The organism is Phenylobacterium sp., assembly GCF_044236515.1.
In the GTDB taxonomy this organism is placed as follows: domain Bacteria; phylum Pseudomonadota; class Alphaproteobacteria; order Caulobacterales; family Caulobacteraceae; genus Phenylobacterium.
In genome coordinates this window covers 1-19,706 of sequence record NZ_JBIIGK010000004.1, presented here as the reverse complement: position 1 = coordinate 19,706, position 19,706 = coordinate 1, and the positions used below count along the sequence as shown (strand labels likewise).

The window sequence follows — 19,706 nt, the reverse complement described above, 5'->3', positions numbered from 1 at the left end:
CCTCAACTGAGCGCCTCGGCGATCAGGTCTTCCTCGGCTTCGGCCAGGATCATCTCGCCCGCCGCGCCCGGGGACCGTTCCTTGCCGATCTCCAGCAGGATGGGAACCGAGAATGGCGACAGGCGCGCAATAGCCGCATGGCGGATGCCGCCGCGGATCCGCGCCAGCATCTGCCCGAGGCGCGCCACGTCGATAAGACCGGTCGCCGCGTCCTCGCGCGCGCAACGCAGCAAGAGGTGGTCCGGCTGGTGGCGGCGCAGCACGTCGTAGATCAGGTCGGTGGAGAAGGTGATCTGCCGCCCCGTCTTCTGCTCCCCGGGGAAACGACGCTCGATCAGGCCGGCGATGATCGCGCAACCCTTGAAGGCCCGCTTCATCATGAAGCTCTCGTTCAGCCAGGCCTCGAGGTCGTCGCCCAGCATGTCCTCGCTGAACAGTTCGTCGAAATCGAGGTCGTCCAGCGGCTTCAGCGCCCAGATCGCCAGGGCGTAGTCGTTGCAGACGAAGCCCAGGGGCGCGGCGCCGGCCCGCTCCAGGCGTCGGGTCAGCAGCATGGCGAGCGTGGTGTGCGCCAGCCGCCCGTCGAAGGGATAGCAGACCATGAAGTGCCGCTTCCCGCGCGGGAAGGTCTCCAGCAGCATCTCGTCGGCCTCGGGGATGATCGACCGATCGCGCTGCGCCTCCAGCCACTCGCGCACGTCGGCCGGCAGCACCCGCCAGTGCGCCTGGTCGTACATCAGCTCGCGGACGCGCTTGGCGAGGTAGGTGGAAAGCGCGAACTTCGAGCCGCCCCAGGAGGGCATCTTCGGGTCGCGGTCGTTGGCCGGGGCGACCAGGACGTCAAGGTTGGTCACCTCGACCAGTCGCCAGGTCTGGCCGGCGAAGACGAAGGTCTCGCCGGGCTCCAGCATCTCCAGCATGCCTTCCTCGACCTCGCCGATCTTGCGGCCGCCCCGTCCGCCTCGGCCGGCCAGGCGCACGGAGAGGGTGGCCGGCGAGATGATCGCCCCGACGTTCAGTCGGTGCCGCTGGGCGGTCTGCAGGTTCCGCACCCGCCACAGGCCGTCGGGCCCCTTCACGATCCGGCGGAAGCGATCGTAGGTCTTGAGCGCATAGCCGCCGGTCGAGACGAAATCGACCACCTGCTCGAAGTCCTCCCAGGGCAGGTCGCGGTATGGGCCCGCGGTGCGGACCTCGTCGTACAGTTGTACGATATCGAACGGTTCGGAACAGGCGCAGCCCATGACGTGCTGCGCCAGGACGTCCAGCGCGCCGATGCGCGGCGGATCGCCGTCCAGCCGGTTCTCGGCGATCGCCTCGCGGGCTGCCTGGCACTCGAGCATCTCGAAGCGGTTGGCCGGCACGAAGATCGCCCGGCTCGGCTCGTCCAGCCGGTGGTTGGCGCGGCCGATCCGCTGCACCATCCGGCTCGCCCCTTTCGGGCTGGCCAGCTGGATGACGAGATCGACGTCGCCCCAGTCGATGCCGAGGTCCAGCGTCGAGGTGCAGACAACGGCCCGCAGCTCGCCGCGCGCCATCGCCGCCTCGACGCGCCGCCGCTGCTCGGCCGCCAAGCTGCCGTGGTGCAGGGCGATCGGCAGGGCGTCCTCGTTCAGCCGCCACAGCTCCTGAAACGCGAACTCGGCCTGGAAACGGGTGTTGACGAACACCAGAGCCGTCTTGGATCGCTTGATGACCTCATAGACCTCGGCCATGGCGTGTTGGGCGGTGTGCCCGGCCCACGGCACCCGGCCCTCCGACAGCAGCACCTCGACGATCGGCTCGGCCCCGCCGGGGCCCCGAACCAGGTCGATCGAGGCGGGCCCGCCGCCGCCGCCCATCCAGCGCTTGATGATCTCCGGATCGTCGACCGTCGCCGACAGTCCGACCCGGCGCATGTTGGGCGCGAGCTGCTGCAGCCGCGCCAGATCGAGGGCCAGGAGATCGCCGCGCTTGGAGGCGTGCAGCGTGTGGATTTCGTCCAGCACCACGCACGACAGGCTCTCGAAATAGGCCCGCGCGCCTTCCCAGGCGCACAGCAGGGCCAGCTGTTCCGGCGTCGTCAGCAGGATGTCCGGCGGCTTCAACCGCTGGCGCTGACGGCGCGAGACGCCGGTGTCGCCGGTGCGGCTCTCGGCGGTGACCGGAAGCGCCATCTCCATGATCGGCGCATTCAGGTTCCGCTCGACGTCCACCGCCAACGCCTTCAGCGGCGAGATGTAGAGGGTGTGCAGCCCCGGCGCGGTGTTGGACGGCGGCCGTTCCGAGAGCTCGATCAGGCTCGGCAGGAACCCGGCCAGCGTCTTGCCGCCGCCGGTCGGCGCGATGAGCAGGGCGTCCCGGCCGGCCCGCGCCCGCTCGACCATCGCCAATTGGTGGGCGCGCGCGCTCCAGCCCCGCTCGGCGAACCAGCGGGCGAACCTGGGCGGCAGAAGGTCGGAGGTGGGGACCGCTGCGTCGGCCATCCCTCTGCCTATAGCATGTTCCCGTTCCGTTTCGAGCCGCGATGCACAGCAGGGCTTGCGTCGGCGGCGGCGCTGCGCAAGCGTCCCGCCCGATGGAATTCGACCTGATCGTCTATGGGGCGAGCGGCTACACCGGCCGGCTCGTCGCTGAGCACCTGGCCCGCAACTACGGCCAGGGCGGCGATGTCCGCTGGGCGATGGCCGGCCGCGACGCCGAAAAGCTGGCCGCGGTCCGCGACGAGATCGGCGCGCCGCCCGAAACGGCGCTGCTGACCGCTGCGGCCGACGATCCGCAGGCCCTGGCGGCGATGGTCCGCCGCACGCGCGCCGTGCTCACCACCGTCGGTCCCTACCAGCTCTACGGCGACGCCCTGATCGCCGCCTGCGCCGCGGCGGGGACCGACTACCTCGACCTCTGCGGCGAGCCGCTGTGGTTGGCGCGCACCGTGGTCGCCCATCATGAGACGGCGAGGGCCAGCGGCGCCCGGCTCTGTCACGCCTCGGGGTTCGACAGCATCCCCTTCGAACTCGGCGTCTATCTTTGCCAGTCGGAGGCCCGCGCGCGGTTCGGCGCGCCGGCGCCGCGGGTCAACGGGCGCGTCCGGGCGATCCGCGGGGGCCTGTCGGGCGGAACAGCGGCCAGCGGCGGGGCGACCATCGCCGCTATTCAGGCCGACCGGGCGCTGCTGCCGGTCATGCTCGATCCCTTCGCCCTGACGCCCGGCTTTCGCGGGCCGCCGCAGCCGAACGGCCAGACGGTGGAGGTCGACCCCGACCTCGGGCTCGAGGTCGGGCCGTTCATGATGGCGCCGATCAACACCAAGATCGTCCACCGCTCCAACCTGCTGATGGGCCACCCCTACGGCGCGGGCTTCCTCTACGATGAGCGGGCGATCGTCGCGGAGGGCGCCAAGACCGAGTTCGACCTCGTGGGGGCCCCGAAGCCCGGCGAGGGGCCGAGCGCAGCCGAGCGGGACGCCGGCTTCTACGATCTCGCCTTCACAGGTCTGTTCGACGATGGCCGCAAGGTCCGCATCGGCGTGCATGGCGATCGCGATCCGGGCTACGGCTCGACCTCGAAGATCGTCGCCGAGGCGGCGCTGTGCCTGATCCTCGAACCCCTCGACATTCCGGGCGGCGTCTGGACCCCAGGCGCCGCCATGCGCGAGCGTCTCGTCGCGCGACTTGCGGCCAAGGCGGGACTGAGGTTCGACGTAGAGGCATGATGCGCCCGCTTGTCCTGACCCTGTCCGCGCTGGTCGCCTGCGCCTGCTCGCGCACGACCGAAGCGCAGCCGGCCTCGGCCTTCCCCAAGCCGGATCGGCCGGTCGCCGCCATCGTCAGCCCGGCCTGGACCAGCGGCCCCGACCGCGACCAGGCCGACGAGACCGGCCAGCTGGTCCGCGGCCTCGGCATTCGCCCCGGCATGTCGGTGGCCGATATCGGGGCTGGATCGGGCTATCACACCGTGCGGCTGTCGGCGGTGGTCGGTCCCGACGGCCGTGTCTTCGCCCAGGACATCTTACCCCGGCACCTCGAGATGCTGCGCACCGAGGTCGCCCGTCGCGGCCTGTCGAACGTAGTGGTGGTCGAAGGGGCGCCGGACGATCCGCGGATCCCGCGCCGGGTCGACCGGGCGATCCTGGTCCACATGTACCACGAGATCGAGAACCCCTACGCCCTGCTTTGGAACCTGGCCAATGCGCTGAAGCCGGAAGCGCGGGTCGGTGTGATCGACGTCGACCGCACCCCGGACCGCCATGGCACGCCGCCGGCCTTGCTGAAGTGTGAGTTCGAAGCGGTCGGCTACCGGCAGGTCCGCCAGATCCGCCTGACGGGCGGCGGCGGCTACCTGGCGGTGTTCGCGCCGCCGCGGGCCGGGCGTCGGCCCGAGCCCGACAAGATCAAGCCCTGTGCGGCCTCGCCGCCTTAATCATCTGTGATCTCGTCCGACGCGAGCGACTGAACAAGCTCGACCAGTTTGCGCCGCAGCTTGGGGTCCTCGATCTTCGGGAACGACGCGGCCAGCTCCAGACCGTCGGTTGTCATCAAAAAGGCGTGCGCGCCCAGCGACTTGGTGCTCGCGTCGCTGTCCTCGGGCAGGCCTTCGTAGAAATAGTTGATCGGCGCACGGAGCGCCCGCGCCGTCTCCCACAGCTTCGAGGCGCTGACGCGGTTCGAGCCGCGCTCGTACTTCTGAACCTGCTGGAAGGTGATGCCCAACGCCTCGGCGAGCTTGTCCTGGCTCATGCCGAGCTCCTTGCGACGCATGCGGATGCGCAAGCCGACGTGGCGGTCGACGGGGTGAGCGTCGGCGTCGACAGGCGTGGCGGTCGCGAGATTCGGCTTGAACGGCTTGGTCATGGTCTGAGACGCCCCAGATGGTCCCCGCTGCCGCTGATGCGGTCAGCTGTATCTGTAGTGGAGCATCCAACCGGCGGTTGAAGTCCAACCCTACCCATTTTGGGGGCGGATGAGGCCGGGTGCGGCGAGCTGACGCAGTAAATTTATCCCGTCAGCGTGATCGCAGCCGGGCATCGAGTCCCAGGCCTCGATGACGCCGGCGCGAGACAGGGAGCCGTACATGCGGGTCAGGTTGGTGTGGTTGAGGGTCATCAGCCCGATGAAGCTCGAACTCGCCAGGACTTCGGCTGGCGCGACGAGGCCATTGCGATGGCGTTGGCAGAAGCCCTGCTCCACAAGCCGCAGGGCGTAGCGGCGGGCCGTCTCCGGCGGCACGCCCAGTCGCGCGCCGATCGCCGACATACGCGCCGGCCGGCGCTCCTCGTCGGGCAGGAAGCTGCTGATCCCAGGCCGGTCGCCGCCGCGGTCCTGATCGGGCAGGTGGCCGGTGTTGGACCGCACGACCTCGAACATCACCAGGCCGCCGATGACGTCGCCGAAGATCCGCGACACCTCGTCGACGAGCCGCAGCGCGTACTCCGACGAGGCCCGGCGGGCCAGGATGTAAGGCGCCGCTGGCGCAACCAGCCGGCGCTCGGCCGCGGGCAGGGGCGGCAGGGGCGCGCCTGTTGCAACCGTCCGTAGAAGGCCCGGGTGCAGTCGTGGATGCCCTTCACGACCACGGCGGCGTGCGGAGTCAGGTTGATGCTGTGGGGAACGTAGACCCCCCGCTCCGTCTGCCGGCAGAGGCCCCGCGCCGCCAGGCCCGCGATGCGGCGGCGCACAGTCTCGTAAGGCATGCGTAAGGAGGCCGCCACCGCGCTGGCGCTGGTGGGCCGCCGTAACGTGTCAGGCGGCGTCTTTTCGTGGTACTCGCGCGACAGAGCGCGGTCCTGCAGCAGCGGTGCAAGGTTCGCCTGCAGAATCGCCATGAGGATCAGGGTATCGGCGAGAGTTTCCCCGTTCCTCGACACGCGAACCATATCGAGCAGGAAGTCGATAGACAGGCGTGCGACGAGTCGGATCTCGGAAAGCGGCAGAGAGTTCAGACTCATGGTTCGCCGACGACTGTTACGCTGACGGCGTTTCGCACATGTTTTGACGCTGTAAAAGCGAGCGCTGGTTGAGCGGCGCTCAGGCTCTGGGGGGAAGTCGGCGGCTCCGCATCGGCGTCAGGGGGGTGCCAGGGGTGTGGCGGAGCCGCCTTTTCCGACCGCGCCGATCGGGGGGTATCGCGCGGTCGTGAGGATAACGACGATGCGCGGAAACCGTTCCCGCTAACTGTTTGGACGGCCGGACAGCCCGAGGACGGCGGCTCCGGCGAGAGCGGAGGCGAGCGATCCGACCAGCACGCCGAGTTTCACTTCCGCCTGAAGCGTCGGTGCATCCGGGAAGGCCAGCAGGCCGATGAACAGGCTCATGGTGAAGCCGATCCCGCACAGCAGGGCCGCGCCGTAGACCTGAGCCCAGGACGTGTCTTCCGGCGCGTCGGCCCAACCCAGCCGAACCGCCGCCCAGGCGGAGGCGAAGACGCCGACCTGTTTGCCGAGGAACAGGCCCAGCGCCACGCCCATCGTCACCGGGGCGACCAGGGCGTCGGCCGGCAGGGCGAGCAGGCTGATCCCGGCGTTCGCTAGGCCGAACACCGGCACGACGAGGAACGCCGACCAGGGGTGCAGGGCGTGTTCCAGGCGGTGTAGCGGCGACGCATGGGCGTCGGGCGCCGCCTTCGAGCGATCCAGCGGCACGGTCATCGCCGCCGCCACGCCCGCCAGGCTCGCATGAACTCCGGATTGCAGCACGCAGACCCAGAGCAGGGCCGCACCGAGCATGTAGGGCCACAGGCGCCGGACGTTCAGCCGGTTCATCGCCGTCATGCCCGCGAGGACCGCGCCAGCCGCCCCCAGCCAGGGCAGGGAGAGCTCGGCCGTATAGAAGAGGGCGATGATCGCGACGGCGCCGAGGTCGTCAATGATGGCCAGCGCGGTGACGAACACCTTCAGCGACACCGGCGCCCGCCGTCCCAGCAAGGCCAGCACGCCGAGAGTGAAGGCGATGTCCGTCGCCGCCGGCGTCGCCCAGCCGCGCAGCGCGCCCGGCGTGTCCCGGGCGATCAGCAGGTAGATCACCGCGGGGATCACCATCCCGCCGAGCGCGGCGAGCCCGGGCAGCACCCTTCGCGGCCAAGTCGACAGCTGGCCATCGACCAACTCCCGCTTCACTTCCAGGCCGACGACCATGAAGAACACGGCCATCAGCCCGTCGTTGATCCAGTGCAGCACGCTCAGCGGGCCGACATGCCGTTCAAGCAGGCCGAAGTAGCCGGCCGCCAGCGGCGAGTTGGCGATCAGCAGGCCAGCCGCCGCCGCCGCCATCAGCAGGATGCCGCTCGCCGCCTCGCCCCGGAGGAATTCTCGCATGGCCGAACGGGGGCGCGTGGCGGTCATCGGATCTCCAGAAGTCTGCCCGGCCCCTGTCATATCATCGCAGCCGGGGTTGTCTTCGCGGTTCGCTTTTCGTTCCGCGCCGACTCCGCTAATCTCCGGCGGTGACCGCCACCCCGCCCGCCCTGTCCCTCGCCCCCGCCCTGGTGGTGCTGCCCGGGCCGCGGGCGGCCGTCGGCGACGGGGCCGGCGCGCGTCTGGTCCGGGGGCCGGAGGCGCGCGACCTGATCGAAAGCGCGCCGGTGCTGCTCGCCCACGCTGCGATGACGGCCCGCCGACTCGGCCTCAATCCGCCGCCGCGCAGCCCGCGCATCTTCGACGCCCTGGAACTGTTCGCTTTCGTCCGCCCGGCGCGGTACTGCGCCCCGTCCGCGGCCGGCCTCGCCCAGGCCCTGGGGTTGCCGGAGCCCAAGGGCGCCGAGGCCCAGGCGCAGATCCTGTCCCACGCTTGCGATCTCCTCCTGGCCGAACTCGCCGCGACGCCGGAGCCGTCTCGCGAAGAGTCTCTGGCCATCGCCGAGACCCTGTCCCGGGCGGGCTGGGCATGGGGCGGCTCGGTTGTCGGCGCCTTGCGCAGCGCCCCGGTGGGCAACCAGTTCCGCTCGTCAGGCCTCGACGTCTGGAGCCGGCTTGTCGAATGGGAGGGCGAGGCCCCGCCGGGCGAACCGGGCTCGCGCGCCGTTCAGCCCGAGGAGGCCGCCCAGCGTCTCGCCGCCCTGCTGCGCAACGCCGGCCTCGATGAGGCCCGCCCGGTCCAGGCCGAGTTCGCCGGCGAGGCCGCCTTCGCCTTCCAGCCGCGCGACCGCGAGGGCGAGCCGCGGATGATGTTGGCCGAGGCCGGAACCGGCACCGGCAAGACGCTCGCCTACCTCGCGCCGGCCTCCCTGTGGGCCGAAGCCAACGGTCCGGCGGTCTGGGTCTCGACCTACACTCGTGCGTTGCAGCGGCAGATCGAGCGCGAGAGCGCCGCCCTGTTCCCCGATCCGAAGGTGCGGGCCAGGAAGGCGGTGGTCCGCAAGGGACGCGAAAACTACCTCTGCCTGCTGAACTTCCAGGACCAGGCCAACCAGGCTCAGCTCGGCGCCGCCGACCTCGTCGGCCTCGGGCTCACCGCCCGCTGGGCCCGGGCGACGCGCGACGGCGACATGACCGGCGGCGACTTTCCGGCTTGGCTGCCGACCCTGTTCGCCGTGCCGCCGGCCGCTCAGGCCAGCGCCGCCAACCTCGTCGACCGACGCGGCGAATGCATCCACGCCGGCTGCCAGCACTATCGGACCTGCTTCGTCGAGAAGGCGGTGCGCGGCTCGCGCCGGGCCGACGTCGTGATCGCCAACCATGCTCTGGTCCTGACCCAGGCGGCCTTCGACGGCGCCCGCGCGGCGCGCGGCTCCAAGGCCGATAACGAGACGACCCAGCTCAAGCGGATCGTCTTCGACGAGGGCCACCACCTGTTCGACGCCGCCGACAGCGCCTTCTCGGCCGCCTTGTCGGGAGCCGAAAGCGCCGAGATGCGTCGCTGGATTCGTGGGCCCGAAGGCCGCGGCCGCCGCGGCCGGGGTCTGGAGGCGCGGCTGATGGACGTGCTTGGCGACCATGAGGACGCCCAGCAGGCTCTGGTCGACGCCACCCGCGCCGCCGCCGTCTTGCCGGGCGAGGGATGGTCCGGGCGCATCGCACCGCCGAACGGCGAGGTGAAACCGGTCGGCCCGATCGAGACCTTCCTGGTCGTCGTGCTCGAACAGCTCCGCGCCCGCGCCGCGCCGTCGGAAGTCGGGATGGAATGCGCCGCTCGACCGGCGCCCGATCGGGTTCGTGAGGCCGCCCGCGAGGCCGCCGCCGCTCTGTCGCGGATCGAGGCCCCCCTGCTGGCGCTGGCCCGCGCGCTGGAGGACGTCATGGACGCGGAGGCCGCCACCCTTGGCGGGGCCGAGCGCGCGCGCATCGAGGGCGCTCTGCGCGGCCTCGACCGCCGGGCGCGAATGACCCTGCCGGCCTGGCGCGCCATGCTGCGCGCCATCGACGAGGATTCCGAGGACGATCCCGATTTTGTCGACTGGTTCGACGCCACCTTCCTCTACGGCCGGGTGGTCGACGCCGCCTGCCGCCGCCACTGGGTCGATCCGACCGAGCCGCTGACCAACGCCGTCATCGCCCCGGCCCACGGGGTGCTGGTCACCAGCGCCACCCTGGCCGACCAGACGCTGGACGATCCCTTCGCCCTGGCCGAGATGCGCACGGGGGCCGCGCGCCTGCCTGAGCGGCCGAAGACCCTGCGGCTAGCCTCGCCCTTCGACTACGCCGCCCAGGCCCGCTGCCTGGTGGTCACCGACGTCGGCCGCGACGATCCGCGCCAGGTCGCCGCCGCCATGCGCGAGCTGTTCCTGGCGGCCGGCGGCGGCGGGCTTGGCCTGTTCACGGCCATTCGCCGGCTGCGCGCCGTGCACGAGCGGATCGCCGCGCCGCTCGCCGACCGCGGCCTGGCCCTCTATGCCCAGCACGTGGACCCGCTGGAAGTCGGCGCCCTGGTCGACATCTTCCGCGCCGAGCAGGACGCCTGCCTGCTCGGCACGGATGCGGTGCGCGACGGCGTGGACGTGCCGGGCAGGTCCCTGCGGTGCCTGGTGTTCGACCGCGTGCCGTGGCCCAGGCCAGACATCCTGCACAAGGCCCGCCGCCTGCGGTTCGGCGGCAAGGGTTACGACGACGCCATCGCCAGGGGCCGTATCGCCCAGGCGTTCGGCCGGTTGATCCGCCGGGCCGACGACAAGGGTGTCTTCGTGATGCTCGACGCCGCGGCCCCCACCCGCCTGTTCAGCGCTCTGCCGGACGGCGTCGAACTGCAGCGCGTGACCCTGGTCGAGGCCATCGAACAAACCACGGCCTTCCTAAGCTCGGCGACCGGCGCTACTCAGCCGCCATGAACAGCCTTGGCCTTGTCGGGTTCGGACAGTTCGGCCAGCTCGCGGCCGGGGTGCTGAAGACCCATTTCGATGTGCGGGTCTCTGACCCGGCGCCCGAGGCCCGGGCGCGCGCCGAAGCGCTCGGCGTCGGCTTCGGCCCGCTGGCGACGGTCGCGGGCTGCGAGATCGTGGTGGTCGCCGCGCCGGTCGCCGCCATGCGCGAGCTCTTCGCGGCCATCGCCCCGCACCTGCGCCCCGGCGCCCTCGTCATCGACGTCGGCTCGGTGAAGGCGCTGCCGGCCCGCTGGATGGTCGAGCTGTTGCCGGCCCACGTGGACATCGTCGCCACCCACCCGCTGTTCGGCCCGCAGAGCGTGGCGCGGGACGGACTCGCCGGCGGGCGGTTCGTGGTCTGTCCGGTGCGCGGCGAGCGGCACGACTGCGTCGCCGACTTCGGTCGAAAGCTCGGGCTCGACGTCACGGTGACGACGCCGGAGGAGCACGATCAGGAGATGGCCTACGTCCAGGCCCTGACGCACCTCATCGGCCGGACCCTGGTCAATCTGAAGATCCCGAACGAGCGGCTGGCGACCCCGTCCTACCAGCACCTGCTCGACCTCTGCGGCCTGATCGGCGCCGACACCTTCGAGCTGTTCGCCGCCATCCAGCGGCAGAATCCCTACGCGCCGGAGGTGGTCCGCGCCTTCGTCGACCAAGCCCGCACCTTGCTCGATCGCGTCGAGGCGGAGGCGAAGCTCTGATCTCCGCGCCTCCCCGCGGCGCGGGGAGGGGGAGAGCCGGGCATCAGGCCTCTTCGGTCTCGGAAGCCGGGCCTTCGCCGGCTTCGAAGCTGCGTGGCGCGCGGCGGCGGCGGGGCTTGCGCACCGGCTCGTCGGAGGCTTCCGGCCGCGGCTCGGTACGGGCCTGCAGGAAGGCCGGCGCGTGGCTTTCACCACCCTCGGCGTCGCGCAGCACCGGGCCGGCGCGCTCCTCGGTCTCGGCGGCGATCGGCGCCTCCTCGCGGTCGCGACGTTCGAAGCGCTCGCGACGCTCCTCGCGCGGCCGTTCATCGCGGTCGCGGTCACGGTCACGATCCCGGTCGCGCGGGCGGTCGTCGCGATCCCGCGGGCGTTCATCGCGCGGACGATCGTCACGGGGGCGATCTTCGCGGGGTCGATCGTCACGGGCCCGGTCGTCACGGGCCCGGTCGTCACGGTCGCGGCGGTCGTCGCCGCGCGGACGATCGTCGCGGTCGCGGTCACGATCGCGGTTGCGGTCGTCGCGGTCACGCCAGCGGTCGCGGCGGCCGCCGTCGCGATCCCGGTCGCGGTCGTCGCGGCGGCCTTCGAAGCGTTCGCCCCGATCCCGGTCGCGGCCCTCGCGGTCGCGGTTCTCGCGTCGCGGCTCGCGGGCCTCGGCGTCCTCGGTGGTGGCGGGCTCGGCGCCTGCGCCGGCCGCGGCGGCCTCGTCGGCGGCTTCCGCCAACGCCTGGGCGCCCTCGTCCTCGAAGTCGATGTCGAAGCCGGAGCTGAACTGGTCGCGGCCCAGGATCTCGCTGGCCGGCCGCTGCGGCTGCATGGCGCGCAGCAGGCGGAAATAGTGCTCGGCGTGCTGCAGGTAGTTCTCGGCCAGCACCCGATCGCCGGCCGAACCGGCGTCGCGCGCCAGCTGCTGGTACTTCTCGAAGACGTGCTGGGCGTTGCCCCGCACCTTCACGCCGTCGGGGCCGTTCGAGTCGAAAGCACGGTTGGCGTTCTGCTGTTGGGGCTTGCCCCCGCCGCCACCGCCGCGGTTACGCCCGCGCTGACGCTTCATACCCTTGAAATCTCTCATTATTCGATAACCGTTTGGCTCTTTCCTGAGCGGTCCCGAGGCCTTCGGCGGCCTTATGTCGGGTTCGGGCGGCTGGCCCGGCCGGAATGTTGAAGACGCTTCGTGTTCCCCGTCTTCCGCCCGGAAGATCTCAGCGAGAGTCCTTCTTGAGGAGAAGTGTCGCGCCTGCCGGAGCGGCGGCCGCCCTCGTCGGGCGCGTCTGCCTTGCCGGCCTTATTGGGTGGAGACGAGATTGATGTAGCGCCTCAGGACATCCTTTCCAAGGGGTTTTTCGAACCGGTCACAACGCGGTCGCGGTCCGAAAGGTCGCGGATCGTCCGCACATTGCTAGCGCCCGCCTCGCGGAACAGCGCCTCGACGGCGTCCTTCTGGTCGTAGCCGATCTCGATGGCGAAGAACCCGGTCGGCTTCAGCACCCGCAGGATCTCCGGCGCCAGGACGCGATAGGCGTCGAGCCCGTCGGCCCCGCCCTCCAGGGCCAGACGCGGCTCGTAGTCCCGCACCTCGGGCTCCAGGGTCTCCAGCACGTCGGTGGCGATGTAGGGCGGGTTCGAGACCACGATGTCGAAGCTCGCGTCGCCGAGGCCCGCCGTCCAGTCGCCGCGCAGCAGCGCGACCTGGCCCGCCAGGCCGAGATGGGCGGCGTTGTCGCGGGCCACCGCCAGGGCTTCTTCCGAGACGTCGATCCCCAGGCCCTTGGCGGCCGGCCGCTCGGCCAGCACGGCCAGCAGGATGGCGCCCGAGCCGACGCCGAGGTCGACCATGGAGAAGGCCTCGTGCTCGGAGGTCTGCTTCAGCACCTCGTCGACCACCACCTCGGTGTCCGGCCGCGGCGTCAGCACGTCGCGGTTCACCTGCAGCATGATCTTCCAGAAGCCCTTGCGGCCGAGGATGTGGCTGACCGGCTCCCGCTTCACCCGCCGCGCCAGATAGTCCTCCAGGGTTGCCGTCTGCTCGGCCGTCAGCGGGCGGTAGGGATCGGTGACGATGTCGCTGCGCGTAGCGTCGGCGGCGGCCTCGACCAGCATGCGGGCGTCGATCACAGGTCCGCTGATGGCCGCGGCTTCCAGGGTCTTCTTGGCGTGGGTCCAGGCCTGGACGAGGGTCAGGGTCATCAGGCGGTCTCCAGGCTCGCGTCGGCGCTCTCGCCCGCCCGCACCTCACCGGCGCTCACGACCGTGCAATAGAGGCCGCAGTTCATGTGGCCGTAGTTGTCGAACAGGCCGCGCACGATCTCCTGGTCGCGGCAGGCGGTGACCGGGTTCACGTGCGTGGCGGCGCAGCGGACGATCTGGTCGAAGACCTCGACCCGCGCCGATCCGACCGACAGCTCGCGGCCCGTCCAGTCGTTTTCGATCCAGGCCGGCCAGCCCTCGACGTAGATGTTGCCGCGGAAGCGCAGCGGATCGAGCTCTACGCCCATCCGCGCCGAGAGGTCGCGCACGCTGGCGAGGTTGATGATCGACAGCTGGCCGTTCGGATGGTCGGTGTAGCGCTTCGGCCCCTCGGCTTCGACGACGCGCAGGGCGTTGCGGACGTCCTCGCCCAGAAAGGCGCGGAGCCAGGCGGCGAACGCCTCGCGATCGGCCGGATCGGACAGACGGCCGGAGAACGGCGCACAGTCCTCGGCCGTCGCGCTCAGTTCGCCGGTGGCGTCGTCCAGCCGCGTCCGCACGGCGGCGACCCGCGGCGTCGAGGCGAGGACCGCGAACTTCTGCTTCGGCACGAAGTCCGGCGTCTTGCCCGGCCGCGGGGGGCCGTCCTCGACCGCCCACAGCCGGTCGAAGGCGATGCCGACCCCCGGCGTCAGGACGATTTCGTCGACGGCCTCGGGGGTGAAGCCCTTCACGGGATAGCGGAAGAGGGATGCGATGCGCCCGACCATGCCCGCCTGTTGCCGCATGCGGCCGCTTCCCACAAGCGGAACGGAAGCCGCAGGCGGGGGGTTTTCGCTTCAAGCGGCGCCTTTGGCGGAGGCAGCAGGGGAGGGGGCGTGAGCCGTAAGGACCGAACTGAAACCCGCCCCGCGCGCACAGGCGGTCTGGGCCGCGTCGCGTTCGGCGTCGCGCCCTGGCTCGGCCTGGCCGCCATGACCGCCCTGTGGATCCAGACGACCCGCAGCCGGCCGGAGGGCCTGTCGAAGGCGGAGGTCGCCGCTCCCGACCATTTCGAACAGATCGAGCCCGGCCGTGGCCGGCTGGCCGCCTGGCCGCACCAGATCCCGCCGCGCGGCTGGAAGGACATCGCGTGGCGCGTCTACCGCGAGTGCAACCACGACCGGCTGACCTTCCTGGCCGGCGGGGTGACTTTCAACGTCCTGATCGCGCTGGCCCCGGCGGTGGCGGTGTTCGTCTCGCTCTACGGCCTTATCTCCGACGTCGCCGCTGTCGAGAGCCAGCTCGGCCAACTCGCGGCCTTCGTACCGCCGGACGTCCTCTCCATCGTCGGCGAGCAGATGACCCGGTTGGCCACCCAGCGCCCGGCCGAGCTCTCCATCGCCTTCGTGATCTCGTCGGTGCTGTCCCTGTGGACCGCCAGTCTCGGGGTCCGAGTCCTCGTCGACGCCCTCAACATCGCCTACGACGAACAGGAGCGGCGGCCCTACGTTCTGCGGGTCATCCTGACCTACAGCTTCACCTTCTCGGCGCTTCTGTTCATGGCCGCGGTCACGGCGCTGCTGGTCGCCGCGCCCCTGGTGCTGGACGAGATCGGGGCCGGCGGCCTGCTGATCCCGCTGCGCTGGCTGGCGCTGTTCGGCCTTGTCGCCGGGGCCTTCGCCATCCTCTATCGCTATGGACCCTCCCGGCGCCGGGCGCAGTGGCGCTGGGTGGTGGCCGGCGCGATCGTCGCCGCCGCCATCTGGATGGGCGGCTCGCTGGGCTATTCCTGGTACGTCAACAACGTCGCCCGCTTCCAGATCACCTACGGCTCCCTCGGGGCGGTCGTCGGCTTCCTGGTGTGGATCTGGTTCTCGGTCATCGCCCTGCTGCTCGGGGCCGAGATCAACGCCGAGGTCGAGCACCAGACGGCCCTCGACACCACGGTCGGAGAGCCCAAGCCGATGGGCGTGCGCGGCGCGGTCGTCGCCGACAGCGTCGGCCTGGCCTTCGTCGGCGTCCGCAAGGGCGTCGGCATCCTTTGGGCCACCAGCCGCCGCCAGGTGGGGAACCTGGTGCGAAGGCCTCCTGCGCCAGGCAGAGGCGCCTAGCCCAGCTCGTCCTCCAGGGCCGCCAGCCGCGCCGCCTGATCCTCGGCGATCAGCGGCTCGATGACGTCGTCCAGCGCCTCGCCCTCCATCACCTTGGGCAGGTTGTAGAGCGTCAGATTGATGCGGTGGTCGGTCACCCGACCTTGCGGGAAGTTGTAGGTGCGGATGCGTTCGGAGCGGTCTCCGGAGCCGACCTGGCTCTTGCGGGCGTCCGACCGGGCGGTGTCCAGCGCTTCACGCTGCATGTCGTAGAGCTTGACCTGCAGGGCCTTCAGGGCCCGCGCCCGGTTCTGGTGCTGCGATTTCTCGGAACTGGTCACCACGATGCCGGTGGGCAGGTGGGTGATGCGCACGGCGGAGTCGGTCTTGTTCACGTGCTGGCCGCCGGCCCCGGACGAGCGGTAGGTGTCGATGCGCAGGTCCTGCTCGCGGATCTCGATCTCGACATCTTCCGGCTCCGGCAGCACCGCCACCGTCGCCGCCGAGGTGTGGATGCGCCCCTGGGCCTCCGTCGCCGGCACGCGCTGCACCCGGTGGACGCCGCTCTCGAACTTGAGTCGGCCGAACACCCCGTCGCCGCTGACCGAAGCGATGATTTCCTTGAAGCCGCCCATCTCGCCTTCGGAGGCGCTGTCGATCTCGACCCGCCATCCGCGGCCCTGGGCATAGCGCTGGTACATGCGGAACAGGTCGCCGGCGAACAGGGCCGCTTCGTCGCCGCCGGTGCCGGCCCGCACCTCGATGATCGCCGAGGCGTTCTCGTCCCGGTCCTTGGGGGCCAACAGCAGGGCCACCTCGCGCTCGAGCCGTGGCAGCCGCTCCTTCAGCGCCGATAGTTCGTCCTGGGCCAGGGCCGCCATCTCCGGGTCGCCAGCCGCCATGGCCTCGAGCTCCGGCAGCTCGTCGCGCGCGCGGGCCAGGCTCTGCACCGCCTCGGCCACCGGCCGCAACTCGGCGTGCTCCTTTGACAGGCGAACGATCTCGCCGCCGTCCGTGGCCGCGCCCATGCGGGCTTCGATCTCACGAAAACGGTCGAGAACCTGGTCGAGCCGGGCCTGGGGGAGTCGCAACGAACAGCCTTCCGGAATTGCGGGAGCCTCCTCTAGCGCCTGGGATCGGCGATGCCAAACCCCGCCGAGCGCCCCCAACCTGAGCCGTCCCGAGAACGCCGGTCGGAACGCAAGGCGCAGGTTCAGAGTTTGAGGGCGCAGGTCCTTTCAGGAGAACTTCAAATGGCGACCGAACGAGTGACGGAACGCAGTGATGGCCTGACCAGCGAACGCGTCGTCGAACGCGACGCCGGCGGCACGACCTATGTGGAACGCGGCGGTTCGGGCATGGGCGGGGTCTTGATCGGCATCGCGGTCCTGGCCCTGGTGGCGATCGTCGCCTTCTTCCTGCTCAGCTCCAACCGCCAGGAGGCGATCCGCACCGACGCGGTGAGCAGCGCGGCGTCGAGCGTGGCCGACAGCGCCGCCGGCGCGGCCGATGCGGTGGGCGACGCCGCCCGCTCGGTCACCCCCGCCGCGGACTAAAGGCGTTCTCCCGCCCCGACGGGAGCGATGGTGGAAGTGGGAAAGCCGCCGGCTAGCGCCTGCGGCTTTCTCTTTGCGTAGTTAGGCGCCGATCAGGCCCGCACGCCGTTCAACGCGCCGGCCCCGAACGGTCCCAGCTTGACCGAGCCGCTCATCTTGTCGCCCTCGACCTTGGCCTCGAACTCGAGGGTCAGCGGCATCGGGCTGGTGATGTCGCTGGTCCAGGTCAGGGTGTCGCCGGCCACCTGGCCCTGGATGGTCTGCGAGCCCAGCAGCGCGCTCGAGATCTCGCCGGTGAAGGTATCGCCGCTGGTGGTGATGTTGGCGTTCGCCTCCTGCGGTCCCATCGGGGTGTTGATGCTGATCTTCCAGGCGCCGTCGGCGGACATGCTTGGCTCTCCAAAGAGTGACAGGTGCGTCAGCTAACCCCGCCGGCGCGCCCCACGCCAGCCCTCATCGAGAACGGCGTAAGAAAATGGGCGACCCTTGCGAGGTCGCCCATTGGCCGTTCGGACCGAGCGTTTACTGGACCGTCGAGTCCGCACCGGTGGCCGGGGCGGCGTCGGGGACCGCCGTGTCCGGCGCGATGGACGGCGCCGGCGTTACGGTCGGCGTCGTGCTCGGCGCCGGGGTGAGGGCGGCCGGGGTGTCGGTCGCCGCGGTTGGCGAGGCCGCCGTGTCGCCGCCGTTCACGCTGGAATAGGGCATGGGGCCGGTCGGCAGGGTCGCGCTCGCGCTGGCGTCCAGGCCGACGTCGGCCGCGGCGGCCGCTGTCACGGCCGGGCGGTTGCGCGGCGCGGCGGTCGTCCGCACCGGCGCCGGCCTCCGGGCGTCGGCCTGCGCCTGGGTGGCGCTGGTCGCCCGCGGCGGCGGGGCGGCGGTGGCGCTCAGGGGCGCCGTCGTCGCCGCTTCGAGGGCCGCCAGTTCCGACGGCTCGCCCGGCGAAAGTTCCGCCACGCCCCGGTCCCGCGGCTGGCTGGCGTAGAACCCGGCCGCGGCCAGACCGCCCAGGGCCACGACGCCGGCGGCCAGCGCCACCGCCGGGCTGTTCGGGCGCTTGGCCGCCACGGTCCGCGTCCGCGGCGGCGTCGCGTGGAGCGCCTCCGAGCGGGGGGCGGTCTCAGTGGTCATGTCGGAGTTCAGCGCCGGTTCGTAACGCGGCGCCATCGCGGGGCTGGCTTCGGCCGCCACGGCCGCGGGCGCGGCTTGGGTGGCGCTCACCGGCCGGGCGCCGCGGCGCTTCTTGCCGGATCGCTCCCAGACCGGCGTGGCGGCGAACAGGGAGCCATCACCCTCGGCGGCGCGCGTCGAATCCGAGTCCAGCGCCGGCTCCGTCGAGACGGAGGCAGTGGAACCGGTGGGCGTCAAGCCTTGCGGAGTGCTGGTATAGTTCATGGACATCGCGTCCCTCCAATCTTGTGGAGGTGAAATCGCGACGGCTCGGCTTGGGTTCCAAAAACGTGACCGCCAGCTTGGCTATACGCCCACGTGGAAACATGACGTTGTCCACCTCGAATACATCTTAACCTCTGAAATATTTCGCTCATCTGTCAAAGGGACGCGCTGGCGATATCAGTGACTGCCTTTGCGGTGGGTTCATCTGCCTACAAAAGACCTTAATTCGCGTGGCGCTGCCGACCTGCGGCCAAAATTCCACCCGGCCTTCCTTGACCGGGCGCGCGTGCGCCCGCCAAGGTCCAAGGTTCAGGTCCGGAGGGGATGGATGCGGCTCAAGGCAAGGCTGAAGCGCGAGTGGCGTTTCCTGCGCGGTCTGCGGCGGACCCTGAACCGGGTTAAGTCGATCGCCCCGGACAGCCCGAACCTGATCTGCGACGACCTCCAGACCGCCGCCGCCAAGTGGCGCGAGCGTCCGGCCATCACCTTCGAAGGCCGCACGGTCACCTATGGCGAGATGGACGCCATCGCCAACCGCTTCGCGCATTGGGCCAAGGGGCTCGGCCTGCGCCGTGGCCAGACGGTGGCGCTCTTCATGCCCAACCGGCTGGAGTACTTCTGCGTCTGGTATGGCCTGTCGAAGGTCGGCGTCGTCACCGCCCTGATCAACAACCAGTTGCAGGGCGCCGCCCTCGCCCACTGCCTGAATGTCTCCCAGGCCAGCCACGTGATCGTCGACGCCGAGACCGCCGCCGCCTTCGCCGCCGCCCGGTCGCTGGTCGAGAAGAACCTCCAGGAGTGGATTCTCGGCCATCCTCAGCCCGGCCAGCGCGACCTTGGCCAGGCGCTTAAGAGCTGCAGCCAGCTACCGCCCGACCGCATCGCCCGTGAGGATGTCCGGGCCCGCGACACCGCCCTGCTGATTTTCACTTCGGGCACGACCGGCCTGCCGAAGGCCGCGAAGATCACCCACATGCGGGCCCAGCTCTACATGCGCGGCTTCGCGGGCTCGACGGACGCCAAGGCCAGCGACCGGATCTACGTCGCCCTGCCGCTCTATCACGCCACGGGCGGCCTGTGCGCCATGGGCGCCGCCCTGCTGAACGGCGGCTCGGTGGTTCTGCGCCGGCGCTTTTCGGCCAGCCACTTCTGGGAGGAGGTGACGGCCGAGGGTTGCACCATGTTCGTCTACATCGGCGAGCTGTGCCGCTACCTGGTCAACGCCCCCGAACATCCGGATGAGACCCGCCACAAGATCCGCCTGGCCTTCGGCAACGGCCTGCGCCCGGACGTGTGGCCACAACTCAAGCAGCGCTTCCGCATCCCCGAGATCCTCGAGTTCTACGGCGCGACCGAGGGCAACGTCTCGATGTTCAACTTCGATGGCCGCGAGGGCGCCATCGGCCGCGTGCCCAAGTGGCTGCGCAAGCGCTTCAACATCCGGGTCATCCAGTTCGACGTCGAGGCCGAAGCCCCGATCCGCGGCGCCAACGGGTTCTGCATCGAATGCGGCCCCGGCCAGA

17 protein-coding genes are annotated in these 19,706 nt (G+C 70.8%); 7 read left to right on the top strand and 10 right to left on the bottom strand.

Features of this window, described 5'->3' with window-relative positions; translation table 11 throughout:
* Positions 1-2: 2 nt before the first annotated feature.
* A complete protein-coding gene (locus ACILRF_RS00920; protein ID WP_395670381.1) occupies positions 3-2,465 on the bottom strand; it encodes a ligase-associated DNA damage response DEXH box helicase in 2,463 nt (820 codons plus the stop codon).
* Between the two features lie 92 nt (positions 2,466-2,557).
* Between ACILRF_RS00920 and ACILRF_RS00915 the strand changes: the two genes are divergently transcribed.
* The gene (locus ACILRF_RS00915; RefSeq protein WP_395670380.1) at positions 2,558-3,691 is read left to right on the top strand and encodes a saccharopine dehydrogenase family protein; all 1,134 of its coding nucleotides are present in this window, start codon (positions 2,558-2,560) and stop codon (positions 3,689-3,691) included.
* Complete coding sequence (locus tag ACILRF_RS00910) at positions 3,691-4,398, top strand: class I SAM-dependent methyltransferase (RefSeq protein WP_395670379.1); 708 nt, start codon at positions 3,691-3,693, stop codon at positions 4,396-4,398. The genes ACILRF_RS00915 and ACILRF_RS00910 overlap by 1 nt, the downstream gene beginning before the upstream one ends.
* On the opposite strand, the gene ACILRF_RS00905 is transcribed toward ACILRF_RS00910, so the two are convergent.
* From ACILRF_RS00905 to nhaA, 3 genes are all read right to left on the bottom strand, one after another.
* Entirely contained in the window at positions 4,395-4,829 is a 435-nt protein-coding gene (locus tag ACILRF_RS00905) for a helix-turn-helix domain-containing protein (protein WP_395670378.1), read from the bottom strand. The genes ACILRF_RS00910 and ACILRF_RS00905 overlap by 4 nt on opposite strands.
* A 90-nt stretch (positions 4,830-4,919) precedes the next feature.
* Positions 4,920-5,381 carry an ArsR family transcriptional regulator gene (locus ACILRF_RS00900; protein WP_395670377.1) on the bottom strand — a complete coding sequence of 154 codons (462 nt, stop codon included), beginning with the start codon at positions 5,379-5,381 and terminating at the stop codon, positions 4,920-4,922.
* A gap of 764 nt (positions 5,382-6,145) precedes the next feature.
* Entirely contained in the window at positions 6,146-7,315 is a 1,170-nt protein-coding gene (gene nhaA / locus ACILRF_RS00895; protein ID WP_395670376.1) for a Na+/H+ antiporter NhaA, read from the bottom strand.
* 101 nt (positions 7,316-7,416) lie between these two features.
* Here nhaA and ACILRF_RS00890 point away from each other — a divergent pair, with 101 nt between their 5' ends.
* Together ACILRF_RS00890 and ACILRF_RS00885 are read left to right on the top strand one after the other, a co-directional pair.
* Positions 7,417-10,233 (top strand): ATP-dependent DNA helicase, encoded by a 2,817-nt coding sequence (locus ACILRF_RS00890; protein WP_395670375.1) that lies wholly within the window; start codon positions 7,417-7,419, stop codon positions 10,231-10,233.
* The gene (locus ACILRF_RS00885) at positions 10,230-10,973 is read left to right on the top strand and encodes a prephenate dehydrogenase/arogenate dehydrogenase family protein (RefSeq protein WP_395670374.1); all 744 of its coding nucleotides are present in this window, start codon (positions 10,230-10,232) and stop codon (positions 10,971-10,973) included. Before ACILRF_RS00890 ends, ACILRF_RS00885 begins: the two co-directional genes overlap by 4 nt.
* Before the next feature lie 43 nt (positions 10,974-11,016).
* Here the strand turns inward: ACILRF_RS00885 and ACILRF_RS00880 are convergent, their stop codons facing one another.
* From ACILRF_RS00880 to ACILRF_RS00870, 3 genes are all read right to left on the bottom strand, one after another.
* Entirely contained in the window at positions 11,017-12,045 is a 1,029-nt protein-coding gene (locus tag ACILRF_RS00880; RefSeq protein ID WP_395670373.1) for a DUF4167 domain-containing protein, read from the bottom strand.
* Positions 12,046-12,290: 245 nt separating this feature from the next.
* Positions 12,291-13,160 (bottom strand): peptide chain release factor N(5)-glutamine methyltransferase, encoded by an 870-nt coding sequence (gene prmC, locus ACILRF_RS00875; protein ID WP_395670372.1) that lies wholly within the window; start codon positions 13,158-13,160, stop codon positions 12,291-12,293.
* On the bottom strand, positions 13,160-13,948 hold the full coding sequence (locus ACILRF_RS00870; protein WP_395670371.1) for an MOSC domain-containing protein: 789 nt from the start codon (positions 13,946-13,948) through the stop codon (positions 13,160-13,162). Before ACILRF_RS00870 ends, prmC begins: the two co-directional genes overlap by 1 nt.
* A gap of 90 nt (positions 13,949-14,038) precedes the next feature.
* On the opposite strand from ACILRF_RS00870, the gene ACILRF_RS00865 reads away from it, so the two are divergent.
* Positions 14,039-15,253, top strand: coding sequence for a YihY/virulence factor BrkB family protein (locus ACILRF_RS00865; protein WP_395670370.1), 1,215 nt, complete (start codon positions 14,039-14,041; stop codon positions 15,251-15,253).
* Here the strand turns inward: ACILRF_RS00865 and prfA are convergent.
* Complete coding sequence (prfA, locus tag ACILRF_RS00860) at positions 15,250-16,323, bottom strand: peptide chain release factor 1 (RefSeq protein WP_395670369.1); 1,074 nt, start codon at positions 16,321-16,323, stop codon at positions 15,250-15,252. The genes ACILRF_RS00865 and prfA overlap by 4 nt on opposite strands.
* 162 nt (positions 16,324-16,485) lie before the next feature.
* Here prfA and ACILRF_RS00855 point away from each other — a divergent pair, with 162 nt between their 5' ends.
* Positions 16,486-16,788, top strand: a complete 303-nt coding sequence (locus ACILRF_RS00855; RefSeq protein ID WP_395670368.1) for a hypothetical protein — start codon at positions 16,486-16,488, stop codon at positions 16,786-16,788.
* Positions 16,789-16,880: 92 nt separating this feature from the next.
* Here ACILRF_RS00855 and ACILRF_RS00850 read toward each other — a convergent pair whose 3' ends face one another.
* Together ACILRF_RS00850 and ACILRF_RS00845 are read right to left on the bottom strand one after the other, a co-directional pair.
* Positions 16,881-17,177, bottom strand: coding sequence for a hypothetical protein (locus ACILRF_RS00850; RefSeq protein WP_395670367.1), 297 nt, complete (start codon positions 17,175-17,177; stop codon positions 16,881-16,883).
* A gap of 133 nt (positions 17,178-17,310) precedes the next feature.
* A complete protein-coding gene (locus ACILRF_RS00845; RefSeq protein ID WP_395670366.1) occupies positions 17,311-18,189 on the bottom strand; it encodes a hypothetical protein in 879 nt (292 codons plus the stop codon).
* 322 nt (positions 18,190-18,511) lie between these two features.
* Here ACILRF_RS00845 and ACILRF_RS00840 point away from each other — a divergent pair.
* On the top strand, positions 18,512-19,706 hold a 1,195-nt coding region (locus ACILRF_RS00840), incomplete at its 3' end, for an AMP-binding protein (RefSeq protein WP_395670365.1).